At 69.1% G+C, this 18,078-nt stretch carries 21 protein-coding genes; 10 read left to right on the top strand and 11 right to left on the bottom strand.

All coding sequences use genetic code 11. The features are described 5' to 3' along the window. Positions 1-28: 28 nt before the first annotated feature. The gene (locus SPF06_RS12245) at positions 29-898 is read right to left on the bottom strand and encodes a sigma-70 family RNA polymerase sigma factor (protein WP_323279356.1); all 870 of its coding nucleotides are present in this window, start codon (positions 896-898) and stop codon (positions 29-31) included. Between the two features lie 74 nt (positions 899-972). Here SPF06_RS12245 and SPF06_RS12240 point away from each other — a divergent pair, with 74 nt between their 5' ends. Both SPF06_RS12240 and SPF06_RS12235 read left to right on the top strand, forming a co-directional pair. After that, positions 973-1,767 carry an SDR family oxidoreductase gene (locus SPF06_RS12240; RefSeq protein WP_323279355.1) on the top strand — a complete coding sequence of 265 codons (795 nt, stop codon included), beginning with the start codon at positions 973-975 and terminating at the stop codon, positions 1,765-1,767. Between the two features lie 87 nt (positions 1,768-1,854). Beyond that, positions 1,855-2,124, top strand: a complete 270-nt coding sequence (locus SPF06_RS12235; protein WP_323279354.1) for a hypothetical protein — start codon at positions 1,855-1,857, stop codon at positions 2,122-2,124. Positions 2,125-2,220: 96 nt separating this feature from the next. Here SPF06_RS12235 and SPF06_RS12230 read toward each other — a convergent pair whose 3' ends face one another. Both SPF06_RS12230 and SPF06_RS12225 read right to left on the bottom strand, forming a co-directional pair. After that, a complete protein-coding gene (locus tag SPF06_RS12230) occupies positions 2,221-2,814 on the bottom strand; it encodes an acyl-CoA-like ligand-binding transcription factor (RefSeq protein WP_323279353.1) in 594 nt (197 codons plus the stop codon). Beyond that, positions 2,811-4,394: an MFS transporter gene (locus SPF06_RS12225; protein ID WP_323279352.1), complete on the bottom strand. Its 1,584-nt coding sequence runs from the start codon at positions 4,392-4,394 to the stop codon at positions 2,811-2,813. Before SPF06_RS12225 ends, SPF06_RS12230 begins: the two co-directional genes overlap by 4 nt. A gap of 92 nt (positions 4,395-4,486) precedes the next feature. On the opposite strand from SPF06_RS12225, the gene SPF06_RS12220 reads away from it, so the two are divergent. From SPF06_RS12220 to SPF06_RS12210, 3 genes are all read left to right on the top strand, one after another. Then, the gene (locus SPF06_RS12220; RefSeq protein ID WP_323279351.1) at positions 4,487-5,863 is read left to right on the top strand and encodes an MATE family efflux transporter; all 1,377 of its coding nucleotides are present in this window, start codon (positions 4,487-4,489) and stop codon (positions 5,861-5,863) included. 336 nt (positions 5,864-6,199) lie between these two features. Further along, positions 6,200-7,000, top strand: a complete 801-nt coding sequence (locus tag SPF06_RS12215) for an aminoglycoside 6-adenylyltransferase (RefSeq protein ID WP_323279350.1) — start codon at positions 6,200-6,202, stop codon at positions 6,998-7,000. Between the two features lie 114 nt (positions 7,001-7,114). Beyond that, positions 7,115-7,399 (top strand): putative quinol monooxygenase, encoded by a 285-nt coding sequence (locus SPF06_RS12210; protein ID WP_323279349.1) that lies wholly within the window; start codon positions 7,115-7,117, stop codon positions 7,397-7,399. Positions 7,400-7,998: 599 nt separating this feature from the next. On the opposite strand, the gene SPF06_RS12205 is transcribed toward SPF06_RS12210, so the two are convergent. The 3 genes from SPF06_RS12205 to SPF06_RS12195 are packed head-to-tail and all read right to left on the bottom strand — an operon-like array spanning position 7,999 to position 9,261. Next, positions 7,999-8,436 (bottom strand): VOC family protein, encoded by a 438-nt coding sequence (locus SPF06_RS12205; protein ID WP_323279348.1) that lies wholly within the window; start codon positions 8,434-8,436, stop codon positions 7,999-8,001. A 4-nt stretch (positions 8,437-8,440) separates the two neighbouring features. Then, positions 8,441-8,911, bottom strand: a complete 471-nt coding sequence (locus tag SPF06_RS12200) for an SRPBCC family protein (protein WP_323279347.1) — start codon at positions 8,909-8,911, stop codon at positions 8,441-8,443. Next, entirely contained in the window at positions 8,908-9,261 is a 354-nt protein-coding gene (locus SPF06_RS12195) for an ArsR/SmtB family transcription factor (protein WP_323279346.1), read from the bottom strand. The genes SPF06_RS12200 and SPF06_RS12195 overlap by 4 nt, the downstream gene beginning before the upstream one ends. Before the next feature lie 231 nt (positions 9,262-9,492). Between SPF06_RS12195 and SPF06_RS12190 the strand changes: the two genes are divergently transcribed. The 4 genes from SPF06_RS12190 to SPF06_RS12175 all read left to right on the top strand — a co-directional run bounded on the left by SPF06_RS12190 (position 9,493) and on the right by SPF06_RS12175 (position 12,017). Then, positions 9,493-10,077: a hypothetical protein gene (locus SPF06_RS12190; RefSeq protein WP_323279344.1), complete on the top strand. Its 585-nt coding sequence runs from the start codon at positions 9,493-9,495 to the stop codon at positions 10,075-10,077. A gap of 105 nt (positions 10,078-10,182) precedes the next feature. After that, a complete protein-coding gene (locus SPF06_RS12185) occupies positions 10,183-10,560 on the top strand; it encodes a hypothetical protein (protein WP_323279343.1) in 378 nt (125 codons plus the stop codon). Positions 10,561-10,624: 64 nt separating this feature from the next. Continuing rightward, a complete protein-coding gene (locus SPF06_RS12180) occupies positions 10,625-11,677 on the top strand; it encodes a lytic transglycosylase domain-containing protein (RefSeq protein WP_323279342.1) in 1,053 nt (350 codons plus the stop codon). An 82-nt stretch (positions 11,678-11,759) separates the two neighbouring features. Then, positions 11,760-12,017, top strand: a complete 258-nt coding sequence (locus SPF06_RS12175) for a TM2 domain-containing protein (RefSeq protein WP_323279517.1) — start codon at positions 11,760-11,762, stop codon at positions 12,015-12,017. Positions 12,018-12,038: 21 nt separating this feature from the next. Here the strand turns inward: SPF06_RS12175 and SPF06_RS12170 are convergent, their stop codons facing one another. Further along, complete coding sequence (locus tag SPF06_RS12170; RefSeq protein ID WP_323279341.1) at positions 12,039-12,881, bottom strand: hypothetical protein; 843 nt, start codon at positions 12,879-12,881, stop codon at positions 12,039-12,041. A gap of 176 nt (positions 12,882-13,057) precedes the next feature. Next, positions 13,058-13,603, bottom strand: a complete 546-nt coding sequence (locus tag SPF06_RS12165) for a CGNR zinc finger domain-containing protein (RefSeq protein WP_323279340.1) — start codon at positions 13,601-13,603, stop codon at positions 13,058-13,060. Positions 13,604-13,712: 109 nt separating this feature from the next. Here SPF06_RS12165 and SPF06_RS12160 point away from each other — a divergent pair, with 109 nt between their 5' ends. Beyond that, complete coding sequence (locus SPF06_RS12160; protein ID WP_323279339.1) at positions 13,713-14,681, top strand: EamA family transporter; 969 nt, start codon at positions 13,713-13,715, stop codon at positions 14,679-14,681. Positions 14,682-14,704: 23 nt separating this feature from the next. On the opposite strand, the gene SPF06_RS12155 is transcribed toward SPF06_RS12160, so the two are convergent. From SPF06_RS12155 to SPF06_RS12145, 3 genes are read right to left on the bottom strand one after another with little or no spacing between them, the layout of a single operon-like run. Beyond that, positions 14,705-16,936, bottom strand: coding sequence for a heavy metal translocating P-type ATPase (locus SPF06_RS12155; RefSeq protein ID WP_323279338.1), 2,232 nt, complete (start codon positions 16,934-16,936; stop codon positions 14,705-14,707). A 57-nt stretch (positions 16,937-16,993) separates the two neighbouring features. Then, on the bottom strand, positions 16,994-17,224 hold the full coding sequence (locus SPF06_RS12150) for a heavy-metal-associated domain-containing protein (RefSeq protein WP_323279337.1): 231 nt from the start codon (positions 17,222-17,224) through the stop codon (positions 16,994-16,996). A gap of 55 nt (positions 17,225-17,279) precedes the next feature. Beyond that, positions 17,280-17,612, bottom strand: a complete 333-nt coding sequence (locus tag SPF06_RS12145; RefSeq protein ID WP_323279336.1) for a metal-sensitive transcriptional regulator — start codon at positions 17,610-17,612, stop codon at positions 17,280-17,282. Positions 17,613-18,078: the final 466 nt, after the last annotated feature.

Genomic DNA, 18,078 nt, shown 5'->3' with positions numbered 1-18,078 from the left:
TCTGGACGGCCCGCCGTCGTGCGCTCGCTCAGTCGAGCACCGCGACGTCGAGCGTGCGCAGCCGCGCCGGGTCGGCGATGACGTCGATATGCGTGATGCGCTCGCCGTCGACCGCAAACGTGAGCGCGATGCGCACGCGCCCCTTGGGCGCCACGACGACGGCCACCGCGCCATTGACGACGGCGAGGCGAGCGAACGGCGCCCGCGCAGCCGACGCGACGGCCGCGTGCGCAACCTGCTCGGCGCCCCGGAACGAAACGGCGACGTGCGACGGCGTCGACGCTGCATCCGCCTCGATCAGCACGTCCGGGGCAAGCAGAGCGACGAGCGCGGCGAAGTCTCCCGTGCGGACGGCCGCGAGGTAGGCCTCGACGGCGCGGCGCTGGCGGGGCCGGTCGGGATCCGGCGTCTCGGAGCCGCGGACCCGCCGCCGCGCGCGGCTCGCGAGCTGGCGTGTCGCGTCTGAGGACTTGCCGAGGACCGGGGCGATGCGGTCGAACGGAACGTCGAACATGTCGTGGAGCACGAACGCGAGCCGTTCCGCGGGCTGCAGCGCATCGAGCACGACGAGGAGCGCGAGCCCGACCTCATCCGCCATGACGGCCTCCTCCTCGGGGCCGCCCGCGGGGGCCGCGAATTCGCCGTCGAGCCCCTCGAGCGGTTCCTCTCGGCGCGTGCCGCGGGCCCGGAGGGCGTTGAGGCAGATCCGCGCGACGACCGTGGTGAGCCACGCGCCGAGGTTCTCGATCGCGCCCGCCTCGGTCCGGGCGAGCCGCAGCCACGCCTCCTGCACGGCGTCGTCCGCCTCGGGAAGCGACCCGAGCATGCGGTACGCGACCGCGCGGAGGCGCCCGCGCTCGGACTCGAATCGGGTGGTCAGGAGTTCGTCGGCATCCACGCTGTCACACTCCAGCACGCTCGCGTGTCATGCAAGTGAAGGGGCCGCGAGGGCCCCGCGACAAGGGAGAAGAGATGACAGCGACAATCCTGGTCACGGGCGGTACCGGAACCCTCGGACGGCAGGTCGTGACGCGGCTGCGCGACGCCGGCCGGTCTGTGCGGGTTCTGAGCCGGCACGGCGGCGCAGCGGACCACGGCGTGGAGTACGTCGCGGGCGATCTCGCCACGGGCGAGGGGATCGAGACCGCGGTCGCCGGTATTGGGACGATCGTGCACTGCGCGGGAACCCAGAAGGGCGACGGCGACAAGGCGCGGCATCTTGTCGATGCGGCCCAGCGTGCTGGGGTGGGGCACATCGTCTTCATCTCGGTGGTCGGCGCGGACACAATCCCCGTGGTGAGCGGCATCGATCGCGCCGCGTTCGCCTACTTCGCGTCGAAGCGCGACGCCGAGCAGGTCATCGAGACGTCCGGCATCCCGTGGACGACCCTCCGCGCAACCCAGTTCCACGAGCTGACCTTGATGACCGCGAAGGCCATGGCCAAGCTGCCCGTCATCCCCGCGCCGTCCGGCTTCCGGTTCCAGCCGGTCGATTCGGGCGAGGTCGCGGACCGGCTCGTGGAGCTCGCGCTCGGCGCCCCGCAGGGCCTCGTGCCGGACCTCGCGGGACCGACGGTGTACCCGATGGGGGACCTCATCCGTTCCTATCTCGCAGCGGCGGGGCTGCGCCGCGCGCTCCTCCCGGTGCCCATGGCCGGGCGCGCCGCCCGGGCCATCCGCGGCGGGGCAAACCTCGCCCCGGACCGCGCGGTCGGGCGTCGGACGTGGGAGGAGTTCCTCGCGGCACAGTCGCTCGTCAGGGTGTGACGGCTGAACCGCCTGCGCCCCGATGTCGTCTTAGGTACGTACAGCCGTGCTGTAGGCTGCACGGCCCTGTCGGAAGAGGAGATTGCCATGAGAAGGATCCTGCGTATCCTCGGGCTGACTGCGCTCCTGGGGCTCGCCTTCGCGGCACCCGCCGCGGCGGACAACCCTCCGGGGCCTCCCGGCCCGCCCAGCCAATCGTGTCAGGACCTCGGGCTGACGACGCCGGGCAACGCCGCGGGCAGCCCCGGCTCGCCGTTCAACGAGCCGACCTCTACGAGCCCCGGCGGTATCGGCGGCCAGAACTACAACGAGATGTCCCAGTACGACGTCGCGTGCTTCCAGCAGTCGGTGCACTGAGTGCCAAAGTCAAATTCGCCACAACTCAGGCCCGATTCGGCCGCTTCAGGCGCGGATCGGGCCTGAGTTGTGTCGTTCCGAACCCGGACGGCCCGGTTAGCCCTCGAGCCGGAATCCTGAGCCGAGCAGCCTGAGCGCATCGTCCATCATCGTCGGCAGATCGCTGCGGCCCTCGTCCTCGATCCACCGCTCGAAGACGACGATGAGGACCCCAGTGAGGGCTCCGGCCGCGAGTGAGATCCGCGGATCGTCCGGGGGGACCCCGAGGGTCTTGGCCACGATTCCCGAATACATCCTGCCCACGTCGTGGTTCGCGGCGAGAGCCCGGATCCGGAGCGCCGGCGTCGTGAACGTCAACCGCATGCGCTCGTAGATGCGGTCCCGCTCGCTCGCGTAGAACTCCTCGAACGCCGTGTGCACGGCGAGACGGAACGCTTCGACGAGGGGGGTTCCGGGAGGAACGCTTTCGAGGGCCTCGAGCAGGAACGGATCGTACTCGTCCTGGAGGACCACGTCCTCCTTCGTCGGGTAATACCGGAAGAACGTGCTCGGCGAGACCTCGGCCTCGGCCGCGATCTGGTCGACCGTCGTCTCGTCGTAGCCCTGTTCGGCAAAGAGGCGAAGCGCGACGTCTTGGAGGAGGCGCCGCGTCTTCGCCTTCTTGCGTTCGCGCAGCCCTGGTTCCGTCATGAACCCATCTTGCCAGCCGCCGTCGTCCGCGGGGTCTGCGCGTGGCGGGGGAGCACGATCGCCATCGCTGCCGCGATGACGAGCGCGGCCCCGAAGCATACGAGGCCCACGCTGTGGAGCCCGTCGAGGTAAGCAGATCCGGCCGCGTTCCGGAGCGCGGCGCCCGCCGGCCCGAGGCGGCCAGCGACGGCGACGGCCCCGCCGAGCGAGTCCCGCGCCGCGCTTGCGGCTGCTCCCGGAAGGTGCGCTGTCGGAGCGTCCATGCCAGCCCGATAGGCGGCCGCCAGGATGCTTCCGAGCACGGCGACGCCGAGTGCGCCGACCGTCTGCCGGACCGAGAGGTTGAGTCCGGTGCCGGTGCTCTGGACGCCATCCGGGAGGGAGTCGAGCATGGCCGCCATGGCGGGAGGCATCGCGAGGCCGAACCCGAGGCCGGTGATGGCGAGCGTCGCGAGGAGCGGCCAGTAGTCGGACGACGGCGTGATCCCCAGGAGTGCGAGGAACCCCGCCGAGGAGACGAGGAGGCCGGCCGGGACGATCACCTTGAGCCCGAGGCGCGGCCCGAGTCGCGAGGAGAGCCCCGAGCCGAGGACGAGCGTGAGCATCATGGGCATGAGCTTGAGGCCGGTGGTGAGCGCCGAATCGCCGAGGTACGCCTGGAGGTACAGCGGGATCGCGAAGAGGAGGCCCATCATGACGAACGAGGTCAGCGCGGTCGCAGCCGTCGGCCACACGAAGAGCCTTGAGCGGATGAGCCGTCGATCGAGAAGCGGCGCGGAGGTGCGCGATTCAAGGAAGCCGAACGCGACGAGCAGGGCGAATCCGCCGACGAGCGGAACGAGCGTGGACCCGGCGCCCCACCCGTCGATCGGCACTTGCGTGATCCCGTAGACGATCCCGGTGAGGCCTGCGACGGTCAGCAGGAGGCCGAGCGGGTTCACGCGCCGCGGGCGGGGATCCCGCGTGTTCGGGATGAAGGCCAGACCGGCGCCGAGCGCGACCGCGACCGTCGGGACGTTGAACAGGAGCGTCGCGCCCCACCAGAAGTTGTCGAGCAGCCAGCCTCCCACGAGCGGCCCGAGCGGCATGCCGAGCCCCATCGCGGCCGTCATGACGGCGACGGCCTTGGGCCGCTCGCGAGGGGCGAACACGGTCGGGATGATCGAGAGCGCGAGCGGGAAGACGGCTGCGGCCCCGACCCCCATGACAGTCCGCGCTGCGATGAGTTCCGCGGGATTCTGCGCGAGCGATCCCACTGCGCTCGCGACGACGAAGATCGCGAGGCCGACCGCGAGGACGCGCCGTCGACCGATCCTGTCCCCGAGCAGGCCCGCAGGGATGAGCAGGACGGCGGAGGTGAGCCCGTAGCCGTTGACGATCCACTGGAGTTCCGTGGTGCTCGCGCCGAGGGCGCGCGAGATGTCGCTCAGGGCGACGTTGAGCACCGTCGCGTCGAGGCCGACGACGAGCAGCGAGAGGGCGAGCGCCGCGAGGATCCACCACCGGCGGGGGTGCCCCGCCTCGGCCTCAGCGGACGCCGTCGAAGACGTCCCGACAGACGGGATCTTGGAAGTTGCCATGAATTGAGAGTAGCTCTCAGATATGTGTGGCCGTCAAGAGGTTGGCCATTCCAGAATCAAAACTGTCGGTGGCCCGTCCTAGAGTGGGAGCCATGGAGCAAGCGGGAGCCGGACAGGCCGATGTTGGCGTGGGCGCGGCCGGGCGGGGCGGATCACGGTCGACGGGACGTGAGGTCCTGCGCCTGGCGCTCCCAGCACTCGGCTCGCTCATTGCCGAGCCGCTGTTCCTCCTCGCGGACTCGGCGATCGTGGGCCACCTCGGAGTGGACGAGCTCGCGGGGCTCGGCCTCGCGACGACGGTGCTCGGCACGGTCGTGGGGCTCATGGTCTTCCTCGCCTATGGCACGGGACCGGCTGTGGCCCGCTTCCTCGGCGCGGGGCACGCGCAGCGGGCCATGGCGGCGGCGCGCGACGGCGTCTGGCTCGCACTCCTGCTCGGCCTGCTGCTCGCGGTGGCCGGCTGGGCCTCCGCTCCCGCTGTGATCCGGGCCGTGGGCGGGCTGCCCGCCGTCCAGGGATACGCGGTCGACTACCTCGCGTGGTCCATGCCGGGCCTCGTCGGCATGCTGCTGGTCTTCGCCGGAACGGGCGTCCTGCGCGGGCTCCAGGACACGCGTACCCCTCTGGTCGTCGCGACCGTCGGCTTCGCCGTCAACGCGGCCCTCAACTTCGTCTTCGTGTACGGATTCCGGTGGGGGATCGCGGGCTCGGCCATCGGCACGAGCATCGCGCAGCTCGGGATGGCCGGGGTCTACCTCGCGATGGTGGTCCCGCGCATGCGGCGGGAGGGGGTCCGTCTGGCCCCCGAATGGCGAGGAATCCTCGGCGCAGCACATGTCGGCTCGTGGCTCATGCTCCGCACGCTCACGCTGCGCGCGGCGATCTTCGCGACCGTCGTCGTCGCGACGGCCCAGGGCGCCGGGAACCTCGCTGCCCACCAGCTCGCCATGACGATGTTCAGCTTCCTCGCCTTCGCGCTCGACGCGCTCGCCATCGCGGCGCAATCGCTCATCGGCAAGGAGCTCGGTGCCTCGAACGCTGCGCGGGCTCGGGAGCTCACGGGCACTATGGTCCGGTGGTCGCTCGGCTTTGGCCTCGTGGCGGGCGCCGTCCTTGCCGCATGTGCCCCGTGGGTCGGATGGCTCTTCACGAGCGATCCCGCCGTCCACGCGGCCCTTACCCCCGCGCTCCTGGTCCTCGCCGCGAGCCAGCCGGTGTGCGGCTTCGTCTTCGTGCTCGACGGAGTGCTCATCGGCGCAGGCGACGCCCGCTACCTCGCCCTCGCGGGCGTCCTGAATCTCGTTGTCTACGCGCCGCTCCTCGTCTGGGTCGGGCTCTCAGGGCTCGGCGGGCCCGCGGGCCTCGCGTGGCTGTGGGCGGCCTTCGCCGGGGGCTACATGCTCGCGCGCGCCCTGACTCTGGGGCTGCGCGCCCGCACTGGTGCGTGGATGGTCCTCGGCGCGCACTAGGGTTGCGGGTGTTGCGCCCGAGTCGGTCCAACCTCGAAACCATGATTTCGTCGCCGCGGTTGGACGCGCGCAACTCAGCCGGCTGGCCAGTGCAAGAGATCCGGCTGGCCAGTGCAAGAGATGACGGACTGACTCCGGGGCGGGACTGCATCGGAGATCTTGGGTGTCGCAGTTGTCGTACCTTCACCGGGCATTCTTGCGGGCGGGGTATCTGCGAATCCGCAGGTCGCGGCACTGGTGGGCGTCTGACCCTGCCGCTGAGCCAGCGGGCGGCGTCCGGTCAGCGGCCGGCTTGCGGACGCAGAACCTTGTCGGTTCGAATGGAAGAATTCGACCATGACAAAGCCTGGTGATACGATTCCTGCCCGGCTCCGACCGACGCTTGCTGCCTTGGCATCCGCGTGCCGGGACGACAATAGGGTGCGCTCGGCATGGCTCGAGGGCTCGATTGCCCAAGGTGTGGCCGATGAGTGGAGCGACATTGACCTGCACCTGCTGGTTGAGTCGCCGGAAGAGTTCGATGCACATGGCTGGATATGCGCCATCGTTCCGCTCGTGCTCGCCGACTCGATCCCCGGAGTGCCCGGAGCGCTGATATACCTCACGCCCGACTGGATCCACATTGACCTTGTGCTGCACTCGACCGCCGAGAGCCTGCCAGATAGCCAGCGTGAGGTGCTCTTGGACCGGGACGGCCGGGTAGCGAGCACAATCGTCAACCCACCCAGACCAGGCCAGCCCTACTTCCCCGATCAGCAAGTGCGGATATTCCTGTACTTCATGGGGACGGCCGTCGCCGCCCACCACCGCGGCGACCTGATCGCCCTCCTGCATGTAACTGCGATGATGCGAGATCGACTCCTGATTCAGTTGATGCTTGCAGAGAACGGGATCGAGGCCGAGGCTGGAGCCAAGAGGACCACCAGGCATTTGAACGCCGAACAGAAGGACTGTCTTCGCTCCCTGCCCGCCATCGGGGTTAGCGATGCATCCTTGCTCCAGGCGCAGAAAGCGATCGTCGCAGACTACCTCAGGAGGGCATACCAGCTTGCGCGATCTTGCCACGCCGATTGGCCCAACGAGCTCGAGCTCGCGACCAAGAACCTGTGGGCCTGCGAGCTAGCCATCAACTTCTAGCGGCAAACGGATCCGTCCCTCCGCTAAGTCCAATCGAGGATCGTCGCTCCGTTGGGGGCATGTCTCGGTGAAGGATCGGCTATCGGACCGCGAACCTCACCGTACCGTGGGTGCATGACCGAGATTCACATCACTGGCCAGCTCGTATGCTCGACGGAGGAAGAGGCACGAGTCGTGCGCCTTCACCTGCCGGATCATGTCAGGCTCACGCGGGCCGAAGTCGGCTGCACCTCCTTCGAGGTCATCCCAACCGACGATCCAATGGTCTGGTCAGTCGAGGAGCGGTTTGAAGATCAGGACGTGTTCGACTCTCATCAGCAACGAGTCGCGAGCAGTGAGTGGGGCCGGGCCACGGCTGGCGTCGAACGACGCTACTCGATCGAGGGCCTTATCCGCTGAGCCGATCGCCATCGTGCAGCCCCCGCTGACGTATGAACGCTGATACGGTCGTGTCACGACATTCCGCGAGGAGGACTGGATGGGGATCAGTACCGGAGCCTTAGTGGGGGTCCTCACTACTCTGTTCGTTGTCCTGGTGGTGGTCTTCATCATCGTTCGGCGCAGGCGGTAGCTTCCTGGCCGCCCGCAAGCGGAACGTACGCTCGTCTGGTACAGGGCAACAGTGGCGGCGCGGAACGTTCTAGTGCGTTGTCCTCGTCGTTCGCCAGGCCCGTCCCGCAGAAGGTTGTGCTCGGTCTTGGCGGGGGAAGGCTTGGAAAGCCTGACCCTGGTGTGCGCTTCACACCGATCATGGAGCTCGAGATCCCCTGAGGACGTGCCAGACCGGCATGACGTCACTGTCCGAGCAAAGCCGGTGCCCCGTCGGTTGGCGGGCGTCTGTGATGCTGACTTCGATCATCTGTGCGGTTGACTTCGGAAACTGACATTCGGAGAGCGCTACGGGCCAGCGACTGGGCGTCCGGTCAGCGGCCGGCTTACGGGCACGCGTCATGCGCCAAAACGTCGTGAGCTCATCATGCTGATCTCTTTGGTCGCGGTCAGCGCAGGCTTTGTGCGAGTCCGATGAGTATCCCCTCGGGGCCGCGGATGTAGCAGAGCCGGTATATATCCTGGTACTGAACCACCTCGTCGCTGACGAGCTCTGCGCCGCGCCGTAAGAGCCGGCTGAGTGTGTCATCGAGGTCGTCCACCTCGAACATGACGCGGAGGTATCCCAGTGAGTTCACCGGAGCCCTCCGGTTGTCGGCGATGACGTCCGGTGTCAGGAAGCGTGAGAGCTCAAGGCGGCCGTGGCCGTCTGGCGTTCGCATCATGGCGACTTCGACGCGCTGATCGCCGAGGCCCGTGACGCGTCCTGCCCATTCACCCTCTGCCATGGCTCGGCCCTCAAGCTCGAGCCCGAGTTCCGTGAAGAACTCAACCACCGCGGTGAGGTCCTCGACGACGATGCCCATGTTGTCCATCTTGATGGTCATGTGCTCAGCCCTGCAGTTCACGGGCAAGATGGCGCCCAAAGTTTAGGAGTGCCTCATCCCAGCCGTCGTAGACGAAACCGTCTCCGGGTGCGCCTTCGTATCCGAGCATATGGAATACGAGTTCTGTCTGCTCTCCTCGTGAGATGAGGGTCAGCGTTATGACCGGAGTCCCGTCGACGGGCGCGTCGGGTTCGCCCCAGGTGAAGACGAGCCGTTCGATCGGCTTCACTTCGAGGTACTCGCCTCCGGTCGGGAACTCCTCCCCTGTTTCATTGTTTGTCATCGTGTATCGGTATCGGCCACCCACACGGACGTCGAGGGAAACGCTGTCTGTGGAGACTCCGAACTGGCGTAACCACTGCGCGAACTCGGTTTCCTCGGTCCAGGCCCGCCACACGAGTTCTCGAGGTGCATCGAAGGTTCGGGTGATCGTGAACTGGGGACCTTCTTGGGGTGTTGCGTCTGGCACGTTCATGATTCTGCCTCCTGAGTTCTGTGTGTTGTTCTCATGGTTCTGAGGTGGTCTTCGAGGGCGTCGAGGCGCAGGTTCCACTCGCGGCGATGCTTCTCAACCCAGGCCGAAGCCTGGTCGAGGGGTTCCGCCTGCATCGACAGGGTGCGCCATTGCGCGTGCGCCGTCCGGGTTATGAGTCCCGCGCGTTCGAGTACCTTCAGGTGCTGGGAGACTGCAGGGGCGCTCATCGCTAAAGGTGCGGCGACCTCGCCGACCGTCGCAGACCCTCGGGAAAGGCGGGACAGGATCTCGCGTCGCGTCGGATCGGCGAGGGCCGCGAACACGAGGCTCAGTGGATCCGATGCAGTCATTTCGGCATGTCCTTAATTAAGTGATTGCTTTATTAGTAAGGCCGGGTGCAGGACTTGTCAACTGCCAGAGCCATTCTTGAACCGGCATCCGGTGCCTCACTCGGCTTGGTTCTGGCCAGTTCCCCGTTAGGGATCCCCTTGCGGAGCACGTGTCGCCGGGCCTTCGCGGCCGAAGGCTGACCTGATGGGTCCGCGGGCGGCGCCCTCGGGCGCCGCGACTACACTGTCTGCGTGCCCTCCGAATCCCCCCAGCCCGATCGCGCCCGACTCTCGCGGCCCGTGCTGCTGCGCGCCGCGGTCGCGCTGGCCTTCGGCGGCGCCACGGTCTTCTGGGGTCAGCCGACGACGGCGGGGGCCGCGTGGGTCTTCGCCGCCTACGTCTGGCTTCTGCTCGCCGCCGAGGTGTGGCTCGTGCGCTCGGAACGCCCTGCGCCGTCGCGCGTGTCCGCCCTCGCGGGGCTGGTCGCCTTCGCGCTCGGGGCGCTCGCCGCCGTCGTGCCTCTTGTCGCCCCCACAGACGGGGTGCTGGGCGGAGCTGGTGCGGCGGCGCTCGTGCTCGTGGGGGCCTCCGACGTCGCCCGCGGCATCATCGCCCGGCGTGCCCCGTCGTCGGGAGTCGCCCCGCTCGCGCGGGACCTGCTCATCGTGGGGATCGTGACGGCCGGCGCGGGGGTCCTGCTGCCGTTCTTCGCAGGCCTCGGGCCGCATGCACTGCTCGGAGTCGCGGGCGGCGCGGCTGTCATCGCGGGGGTCCTGTTCGTGATCGCAGGGCTGAGCCTCAGGCACGATGCCGCTGCGTCCGCCCGAGTGGCCTAGAATTGACTCGTTCTACTTCACGTAGAACACTCCCACGCGAACGTTCCACCTGCACCGAAGATCCATCGCGGCGCCGCGCCATCGCGGGCCGCGCAAGGAGGGCCCATGACTGAAGAATCCCCGCGCGGACCGCGCGTCGGCATCAAGGGTCCCCTCACGTTCTCGGCCTTCTTCGGCGTGGTCGCGTTCTTCGGCGTCCTCATCTTCGCGTCGGGCGGAACGGGCCATGGCCTTCGCTTCGACCTTGCGTTCACCGCGGGCGGGATCGCGTTCATCGTGTGCCTCGTCGTCGCGGCGATGCTGTCGATGACATACAAGGAAAACGCCGAGCACCTCGGGAAGGGCTCGGGAGTCAACCTCCGTTCGGCCGATCGCAAGGGCCACGGTGCGGGGCACGAGGGTGCGCGCGCGGATGGCGGCGCCGGCGCTGCACCCGGCGATGCGGGGGGCGAAGAGACGGACGACGGCGAGAGCCGCGCCTGACGCCTGCGCGGCACGTCCATTGGACATGTCCATGAATGGGCTCCCGACCGCTTAGAGTGGCGGTATGAGCCACAACAAGAACCGCCATCGCGCCGCGACGGTTGCGGCATCCGCTGCGGCCCTCACTGCGGCCATCGCCTCCCCGGCCGCCGCCGCTGCCGATACGTACACCGTCCGCCCCGGCGACACCCTCAGCGGAATCGCGGCCCGCCACGGAGTTTCGCTGAGCGAGCTGTTCCGACTCAATGGCCTTGGCTGGACCTCGATCATCTACCCCGGCCAGCAGATCCGCGTGACCGGAGCGCCAGCACCCACGCCGACGGCGCCGCGCTCGGTGAGTCTGCCCGTCGCCGCAGCCCCCGCGCCGAGCCCCTCTGCGTCTGGCCCAACGTACACGATCCGGTCCGGCGACTCCCTCTGGGCCATCGCCCAGCGCACGAGGGTTCCGCTCGCCACGCTGTTCTCGCTCAACGGGCTCGGGCCGTCGTCGATCATCCATCCGGGCCAGGTTCTGCGCCTCTCGGCACCGGCACCCGCACCTGCTCCTGCCCCTGCCCCCGCGCCGGCTCCTGCCCCTGCACCCGCTCCGGCTCCTGCCGCGGCGTCGGCTGCGAAGCCTGCTGCCGCGCCTGCCCCCGCTCCTGCGCCGGCCGCGAAGCCCGCGCCAGCCGTGGCGCCCATGGCTCAGCCCGCACCGGCACCTGCCCCCGCGCCCACCGCGACCGAGACTCCGGCGCAGATCCAGTCCATGGTGCGGTCGACGGCGGCGAGCATGGGCGTGCCCGTGCCCCTGGCCCTGGCGATCGCCGAGCAGGAATCCGGCTTCCGGCAGAACGTGACCTCGCCCGCAGGGGCCATCGGCGTCATGCAGATCATGCCCGCGAACGCGAGCTGGGTCTCGGGCCTTGCGGGCCGGCAGCTCGATCTGCGCAAGACGCAGGACAACATCACGGCCGGCGTCGCCATGCTCAAGTGGCTCTTGCGCCACGCACCGACGCAGGACATCGCCATCGCGGGGTACTACCAGGGCCTCTACGGGGTGGAGGCCTACGGAATGTATTCGGACACGAAGGCGTATCTCGCGCAGGTCAAGGCCAGGATGGTCAAGTTCTCGTAGAGCCGATCGACCGTCCGGTCCCGCGCCCGCGTTCGGGTAGTCTGAGAGTCCCTTCCGAGTCCCCAGTGAGCGTCGCGTGACCATGTATCTCGAATCGCCAGGCCTGTCGCCGCGCCGTCGCGCGATCGCTGGCCTGCTTGGCATCTATCTGGGTGCCTTCGGCGTGCATCGGTTCTATCTCGGCTACACGGCGATCGGCGTGATCCAGGTGATCACCGCGATCGCGCTCGCGAAGACGACCTACGGGGCGATTTTCCTGTGGGGCATGATCGAGGGCATCCTCATCGTGCTCGGCGCGCAGCCTTTCCGCACGGACGCAGCCGGCCGCGAACTGCGCTGACCGCGCGTCGGGCGCCCGCCGTCAGCGCCAGAGCGGATTCTGGTCAGTCCAGCCAACGGGAATCCCGAGCCTCTCGACCGTGCGCGGCGTCGAAGTCTCCGCGGTCCCGACGACGGCGAGGGCGTTGACGACGAGGTGCGTCTGCGCGGCGGCGACCCAGGACGCGGTGTCGGAGTGCTTCGTGCGCGCGTCGACGACGAGCCACACCTGGTCTGCCCCGAGCCGCTCGGCGGCGGACGCGTTGGCGGCCGTCGAGCCGGGCCGCCCGAGCCCGAAGGCCACGACGATCGGCCTGCCGTTGACGGCGCCCTCTTCCCGGGCCGCCGCGGCCTGCCGGCGATTCCCGATCGACGCAACGCCGTACGCCTCGAGGAGCCCCGCGGTGCGCAGCTCGCCGTGGATCGCCTCGGCGAGGGCCATCGCCGGGCCGAGCGCCGCGTCGTGCGGGGCGGCCACGAGGATGAGCGTTCCGGGCGCGGCGAGGGGGGCGGGCTCGCCCCGGTCCTCCATGACGACGGGGGCGCCCAGATGCTGCAGCATCGCGGCGAAGTCCTCGGCGGCCACTCGGGGCCCGAGCTCGGGCAGGGTATCCAGCGCGTCCTCGGCCTCGGCAGTCTGGAAGATTGTCTCGAGTCCCATCTCCTGCGCGATTCTGAGCGACCATTCCCCGGGTTCGCTCGGGTCCGGCACGACGACGAGCCCTTCGTAGCGATCTCCGCGGATGAGTGCCCACAGGTTGCGTGAGCCGATCTTCCGCGCGCTCACGAGCCACGCGCTCGGCCCGTAGCCCTCGGCCTTGGCCTTGAGCTCGTCGAAGGAACGGGCCCGCAGAGTTGACGCGATCGGCACGCGTATCACCCCCATGGTGAGAACGTCGGGGTTGGCTGTCCAGCCGACCGCTTCGTCCGACGACGGCGGGCCTGCCAGTCCCGCGTCAACCCCAGCGAATCCGCGGACCTTCCCGAAGAGTACCAAGCAGGAGGTCACAATGGGGCGAGCTTCGAGCACCGGTTGTGACGGGGAGTGAGCGGGGGCGCCCTCTAGCTCGCGGCCTTCCGCTCGCGGTAGGCGCGCACGTGGGCGCGATTGGCGCAGTTGCCGGTGTCGCAGTAGCGCTTCGAGCGGTTCTTCGAGAGGTCGATGAGGACGGCGTCGCAGTCCTCAGCGGCGCAGATCCGAAGCCGGTCGAGCTCCTTCGACCGGATGACGTCGACGAACGCCATCGCTGCCTCGGTGCCCATGCGTTCGGCGAGGGGGGCCTCGGGGGTCGTCGCGTGGAGATGCCAGTCCCAGTGGTCGTGCTTGACGAGCTGCGGCAGCGCCTGCGACTCGCGCAGGAGGCCGTTGACGAGCGCGACCGCGTCATCCTCCGAGGCGTCCCACAGTGTCCGCAGCCGGGACCGCAGGGTGCGCACCGAGGCGAGTTCGTCGTCGTCGTGCGTCCTCGAGCCGGAAAACTCCTCTTGTTCAAGGAAGCGGTCCAGATCGCCCGTGGTCCGCAGGCCCTCGACGCCCTCTGAGTCGACGGTGTTGACGAGGTTCACGGCCGTGCGCAGCGCGACTTCCGTGTCATAGGCGAACAACACTTTGACTCCTGACTCTCCGAGGGTCTACTGTCATCACCATACACTCGTTTTGGTCCTGACATTCGATCCGCTGCTGGTTCCTCAGGCCATTCTCCCGAGGAGGTGTCCCTTGCCGCCCGCGAACGGCTCGACGTCCGGCCTCGTCTACGCGCTGCTCTCCGCCGCGACCTTCGGCATCAGCGGCCCGCTGGGGAAGTCCCTCCTCGAGGCCGGGTGGAGCCCGGGGGCCGCGGTCGGCACGCGTATCGGCCTGGCGGCCCTCGTCATGCTCGTTCCGACGATCCTCGTGATGCGCGGCCACTGGGCCAGGCTCCGCGGCGGCATCGGGATCATGGCCGGGTACGGCGTCGTCGCCGTCGCCCTGTGCCAGTTCTGCTACTTCAACGCGGTCGCGCGCATGAGCCCGCCGGTCGCGCTCATGCTCGAATACCTCGCGCCCATCATCATCGTCGGCTGGCTGTGGCTCCGCACGCGGCGCCGCCCCGGGCTCCTCACGATCGGCGGAACCGTCGTCGCGATGGCCGGCCTCGTGCTCGTCCTCAATCTCTTCAGCGCAACGCGCGTCGATCCGATCGGCGTCCTGTGGGGCCTCGGCGCTGCGGCGTGCCTCGCCGTGTATTTCGTGCTCTCGGTCAAGGCCGACGGCGTCCTGCCGCCCTTCGCCGTCGTGGGCGGCGGCATGGTGTTCGGCGCGGTGGCCATCGGCGCTCTCGCCCTCGTCGGCGTCCTGCCCCTCGCCGCGACGTTCGGCACGGTCCACCTCGCGGGGCTCGAACTCAGCTGGATCGTGCCGGTTCTCGGCATCACGCTCGTCGCCGCGGTCGTCGCTTACTTGCTCGGCATCATCGGCACGCAGCGGCTCGGCTCGAAGGTCGCGAGCTTCGTCTCGCTCACGGAGGTCCTGTTCTCGGTGCTCGCGTCGTGGCTCATGATCGGGGACGTGCCCGCGCCGATCCAGGCCCTGGGCGGCGTGCTCATCGTCGGAGGAGTGGTGCTGGTCCGGATCGACGAGCTGCGCTCGCCGGTTCCCGAGAAGGCCGTCGAAGAGGCTTCGCCGGAGCCCCTCCCGGCGTCCTAACCCCCATGCACTGGGGAGCGGGCTCAGCGGCCGAAGCGCGTGAGCCGCAGCGAGTTCGCAACCACGAGCACGGAGCTCGCGGCCATCGCCGCGCCACCGATCATGGGATTGAGCAGCCCGAGCGCTGCGATCGGGATGCCGATCGCGTTGTAGGCGAACGCCCAGAACAGGTTCGCCTTGATGGTGCGGAGCGTCGCACGCGAGAGCTCGATGGCCTGGGCGACGTGCGCGAGGTCGTCGCCCATGACCGTGAGATCCGCGGCCTCCCTCGCGACATCCGTGCCCGAGCCCATCGCGACGCCGAGATCTGCCTGCGCGAGCGCCGCGGCGTCGTTGACGCCGTCGCCCGCCATCGCGACGGTCGCGCCTTCGGCCTGAAGCCGCCGCACGGCGTCGACCTTCCCCTCGGGGGTCACGCCGGCGAAGACGTCCGACGGCGCGATCCCCACCTCCGCGGCCACCCGCGCCGCGACGGCCGCATTGTCCCCCGTGACGAGGAGCGGCATGAGGCCGAGGGCGCGGAGGCGTTCGACGGCGGCGCGTGAGCCTGGCTTCACGGCGTCCCTCAGGCTGATGGATCCGGCCGCTGAACCGTCGACGGCGACCCAAACTGCCGTCGCCCCTGCCTCCTCGCGCGCCTCGAACTGGCCGCGCAGCTCCGGCGGCACGTCGATCCCGTTCTCGTGCAGCCACGCTTCCCGCCCCACGGCGACCGTTCGGCCCTCGACGCGACCCACGACCCCGCCGCCCGGGGCGGAACGGAACGCGTCGACGCTCGGGAGGCGCCCGCCGTCGTCCGCTGTTGCTTTCTCGAGGGCGGCCGCGGCGATCGCGCGGGCGAGGGGGTGTTCGCTCGCCGCCTCGACGGCGCCCGCGAGCCGCAGGAGGTCGCCCGCGTGGCGACCCGGGGCCGGGTCGACGGCGTCGAGTGAGAGCCGGCCCGTCGTCACGGTGCCGGTCTTGTCGAGCACTATCGCGGTGACGGCGCGCGTGTCCTCGAGTGCCTGCGGGCCGCGGATGAGGATGCCGAGCTGCGCGCCCCGGCCCGTGCCGGCGAGGAGCCCGACCGGCGTCGCGAGCCCGAGCGCGCACGGGCAGGCGATGACGAGAACCGAGACCGCGGCGGCGACCGCGGCCTCGAGGCCGCCGCCGAGCGCGAGCCACACCCCGAAAGTGACGACGGCGACTCCGAGGACCACGGGGACGAAGACGGCGCTGATGCGGTCCGCGAGGCGCGCAATCGGCGCCTTGGCGGTCTGGGCCTCGGAGACGAGGCGCCCCATCGCGGCGAGTGTCGTCTCGGCGCCGACGCGCGTGGCCTTGACGATGAGCCGGCCCGACGCATTGACGGTGGCGCCGGTCACCTTGTCTCCGGGCCCGACTTCGACGGGCGCGGATTCGCCGGTGAGCAGGGATGTGTCGACGGCGGAGAGGCCCTCGACGACGACGCCGTCTGCCGCGATCTTCTCGCCGGGGCGCACGAGGAAGACGTCGCCGCGTTCGAGGCGGTCTGCGGGGATGCGGTACTCGACGCCGTCCTTGAGGAGCGTCGCGTCCTTCGCGCCGAGGTCGAGGAGCGCTCGCAGGGCGCTTCCGGCGCGCGACTTGGCCCGTGCTTCGAGGAAGCGGCCGAGGAGCAGGAACGTCGCGACGACGGCCGCGACCTCGAAGTAGAGCCCGCCCTCGCCCATCTCCGTGCCGCGCGCGGTCATCTCCGGATGCGCGAGCAGCTGGGCCGCAGAGTAGGCGTACGCGGCGATGATGCCGAGCGAGACGAGCGTGTCCATCGTCGACGACCCGTGCCGCGCGTTGATGGCCGCCGCACGGTGGAACGGCCACGCCGACCACGTGACGACGGGAAACGCGAGGGCCGCGACCCACCAGCCCCAGTTCGCGAACTGGAGCTGCGGCACCATCGAGATGACGAACACGGGCACGGTGAGCGCTGCGGCGACGACGAGGCGGGGGAGGAGTTCCCCTCCTGGCTCGCGCTGGCCGTCCTCGGCGCGCTCGGCTGCGCCGTGCCCCTTGAGGGTCGCGCTGTAGCCGGCCGCGGCGACGCGGTCGAGGAGGTCCTGGTCGGTGACTCCCGCGGGTGCGAGGACGCGCGCGGATTCGAGGGGGAGGTTCACGGTGGCGTGGACGCCGTCGATCGCGCCGAGCTTGCGCTCGACACGGCTGACGCATGAGGCGCACGTCATGCCCTGGATGTCGAGCTCGACGACGCGCGCGACGTCGTGGGACGGTGCGGTCATGGGCTCCCCCTTTTCGATCTTCGGACCCGCCCCGCGGGTCTCGGCCCACAGGGCCCGCTACGCGTTGTTGTCGACGACGAGGTAACCGGCCTCGGCGATGGCCTCGCTGATCGCCTCGTGCTTGAGGCGGCGGTTCGACGTGATCGTGACCTCCGAGATTCCGCCCGCGTTGAGGTCCACCGCGACGCCGTCGACGCCTTCGAGCGCTTCGAGCTCTTCGGTGACGGACGAGACGCAGTGATTGCAGGTCATGCCGTCGACGTGAACGGTCGTGCTGAAGTTCGTCATGATGGCTCCTTCGTGAGGTGGTGCGTGGGGGTGGGTCGGATGGCTCGCGGCGCGGTCAGCGCAGGAGGCGCCCGATCGCGTCGGACGCTTCCTTGACCTTCGCGTCGATCCCTTCGGCCCGCAGCGCGGGATCAGGTTCGTTTGCTGCGCCGACGACGCAGTGCCCGATGTGCTCTTCGAGCAGCCCGAGGCTCACGGCGTGCAGGGCCTTCGTGACCGCGGAGACCTGCGTCAGGATGTCGATGCAGTACTTGTCGTCATCGACCATGCGCGCGATCCCGCGGACCTGGCCTTCGATGCGCTTGAGCCGACGCAGGTAGGCGGCCTTGTTCGAGGTGTAGCCGTGGACCGTTGCGTCGGTGGTGGGGAGTGCTTCGGCCGTTTCCATGCGTCGAACCTATACCCCCGCAGGGTATGCGTCAAGTACCCCTGGGGGGTATGCGCCGCGCATCGCCCCCATGCAACGAGCGACGACGGCGCGGCTCGCCTTTCGCTGTGGTGGAGCCCACACCCCGCGGATTTGCCGGTGCCAGCCTGTGCCGGTAATGTATTCCGAGTCGCCAGCGGAGAGCGCGGACAGCGCGAGAACCGCGGCGGCCAACCCCACCTCGTGAACCAGAATCGCAGCCATGCTGCGCGCTCTGCGGAGGGTGACAGTGAATTGCCAGGCATATGAATTCCGAAAAGGGAATTTGAGCCCGAAGCGAAGAGCTGGTAAGGTTGAGAAGTTGCTTCGAGGAGATAGACCAAGCCGATCGGCCTGGTGGATGTACTCGGGGGGCCTGTTGTTTGAGAACTCAATAGCGTGCCATGTTTGATCGACGCCATTTTTTTGATGGCTGGATTTGCCTGGC

This window comes from Sinomonas terricola (assembly GCF_034931225.1).
Classification (GTDB): domain Bacteria; phylum Actinomycetota; class Actinomycetes; order Actinomycetales; family Micrococcaceae; genus Sinomonas; species Sinomonas terricola.
Note: the sequence above shows the minus strand (reverse complement) of the source record. Positions and strands in the feature narration are given on the sequence as shown.

What these genes read in the sequence shown, in the direction of transcription:
- SPF06_RS12240 (WP_323279355.1), top strand. Translation starts at nt 973, where the DNA reads ATGACAGCGACAATCCTGGTCACGGGCGGTACCGGAACCCTCGGACGG.
- SPF06_RS12235 (WP_323279354.1), top strand. Translation starts at nt 1,855, where the DNA reads ATGAGAAGGATCCTGCGTATCCTCGGGCTGACTGCGCTCCTGGGGCTC.
- SPF06_RS12230 (WP_323279353.1), bottom strand. Translation starts at nt 2,814, where the DNA reads ATGACGGAACCAGGGCTGCGCGAACGCAAGAAGGCGAAGACGCGGCGC.
- SPF06_RS12225 (WP_323279352.1), bottom strand. Translation starts at nt 4,394, where the DNA reads ATGGCAACTTCCAAGATCCCGTCTGTCGGGACGTCTTCGACGGCGTCC.
- SPF06_RS12220 (WP_323279351.1), top strand. Translation starts at nt 4,487, where the DNA reads ATGGAGCAAGCGGGAGCCGGACAGGCCGATGTTGGCGTGGGCGCGGCC.
- SPF06_RS12215 (WP_323279350.1), top strand. Translation starts at nt 6,200, where the DNA reads ATGACAAAGCCTGGTGATACGATTCCTGCCCGGCTCCGACCGACGCTT.
- SPF06_RS12210 (WP_323279349.1), top strand. Translation starts at nt 7,115, where the DNA reads ATGACCGAGATTCACATCACTGGCCAGCTCGTATGCTCGACGGAGGAA.
- SPF06_RS12205 (WP_323279348.1), bottom strand. Translation starts at nt 8,436, where the DNA reads ATGACCATCAAGATGGACAACATGGGCATCGTCGTCGAGGACCTCACC.
- SPF06_RS12200 (WP_323279347.1), bottom strand. Translation starts at nt 8,911, where the DNA reads ATGAACGTGCCAGACGCAACACCCCAAGAAGGTCCCCAGTTCACGATC.
- SPF06_RS12195 (WP_323279346.1), bottom strand. Translation starts at nt 9,261, where the DNA reads ATGACTGCATCGGATCCACTGAGCCTCGTGTTCGCGGCCCTCGCCGAT.
- SPF06_RS12185 (WP_323279343.1), top strand. Translation starts at nt 10,183, where the DNA reads ATGACTGAAGAATCCCCGCGCGGACCGCGCGTCGGCATCAAGGGTCCC.
- SPF06_RS12180 (WP_323279342.1), top strand. Translation starts at nt 10,625, where the DNA reads ATGAGCCACAACAAGAACCGCCATCGCGCCGCGACGGTTGCGGCATCC.
- SPF06_RS12175 (WP_323279517.1), top strand. Translation starts at nt 11,760, where the DNA reads ATGTATCTCGAATCGCCAGGCCTGTCGCCGCGCCGTCGCGCGATCGCT.
- SPF06_RS12170 (WP_323279341.1), bottom strand. Translation starts at nt 12,881, where the DNA reads ATGGGGGTGATACGCGTGCCGATCGCGTCAACTCTGCGGGCCCGTTCC.
- SPF06_RS12155 (WP_323279338.1), bottom strand. Translation starts at nt 16,936, where the DNA reads ATGACCGCACCGTCCCACGACGTCGCGCGCGTCGTCGAGCTCGACATC.
- SPF06_RS12150 (WP_323279337.1), bottom strand. Translation starts at nt 17,224, where the DNA reads ATGACGAACTTCAGCACGACCGTTCACGTCGACGGCATGACCTGCAAT.
- SPF06_RS12145 (WP_323279336.1), bottom strand. Translation starts at nt 17,612, where the DNA reads ATGGAAACGGCCGAAGCACTCCCCACCACCGACGCAACGGTCCACGGC.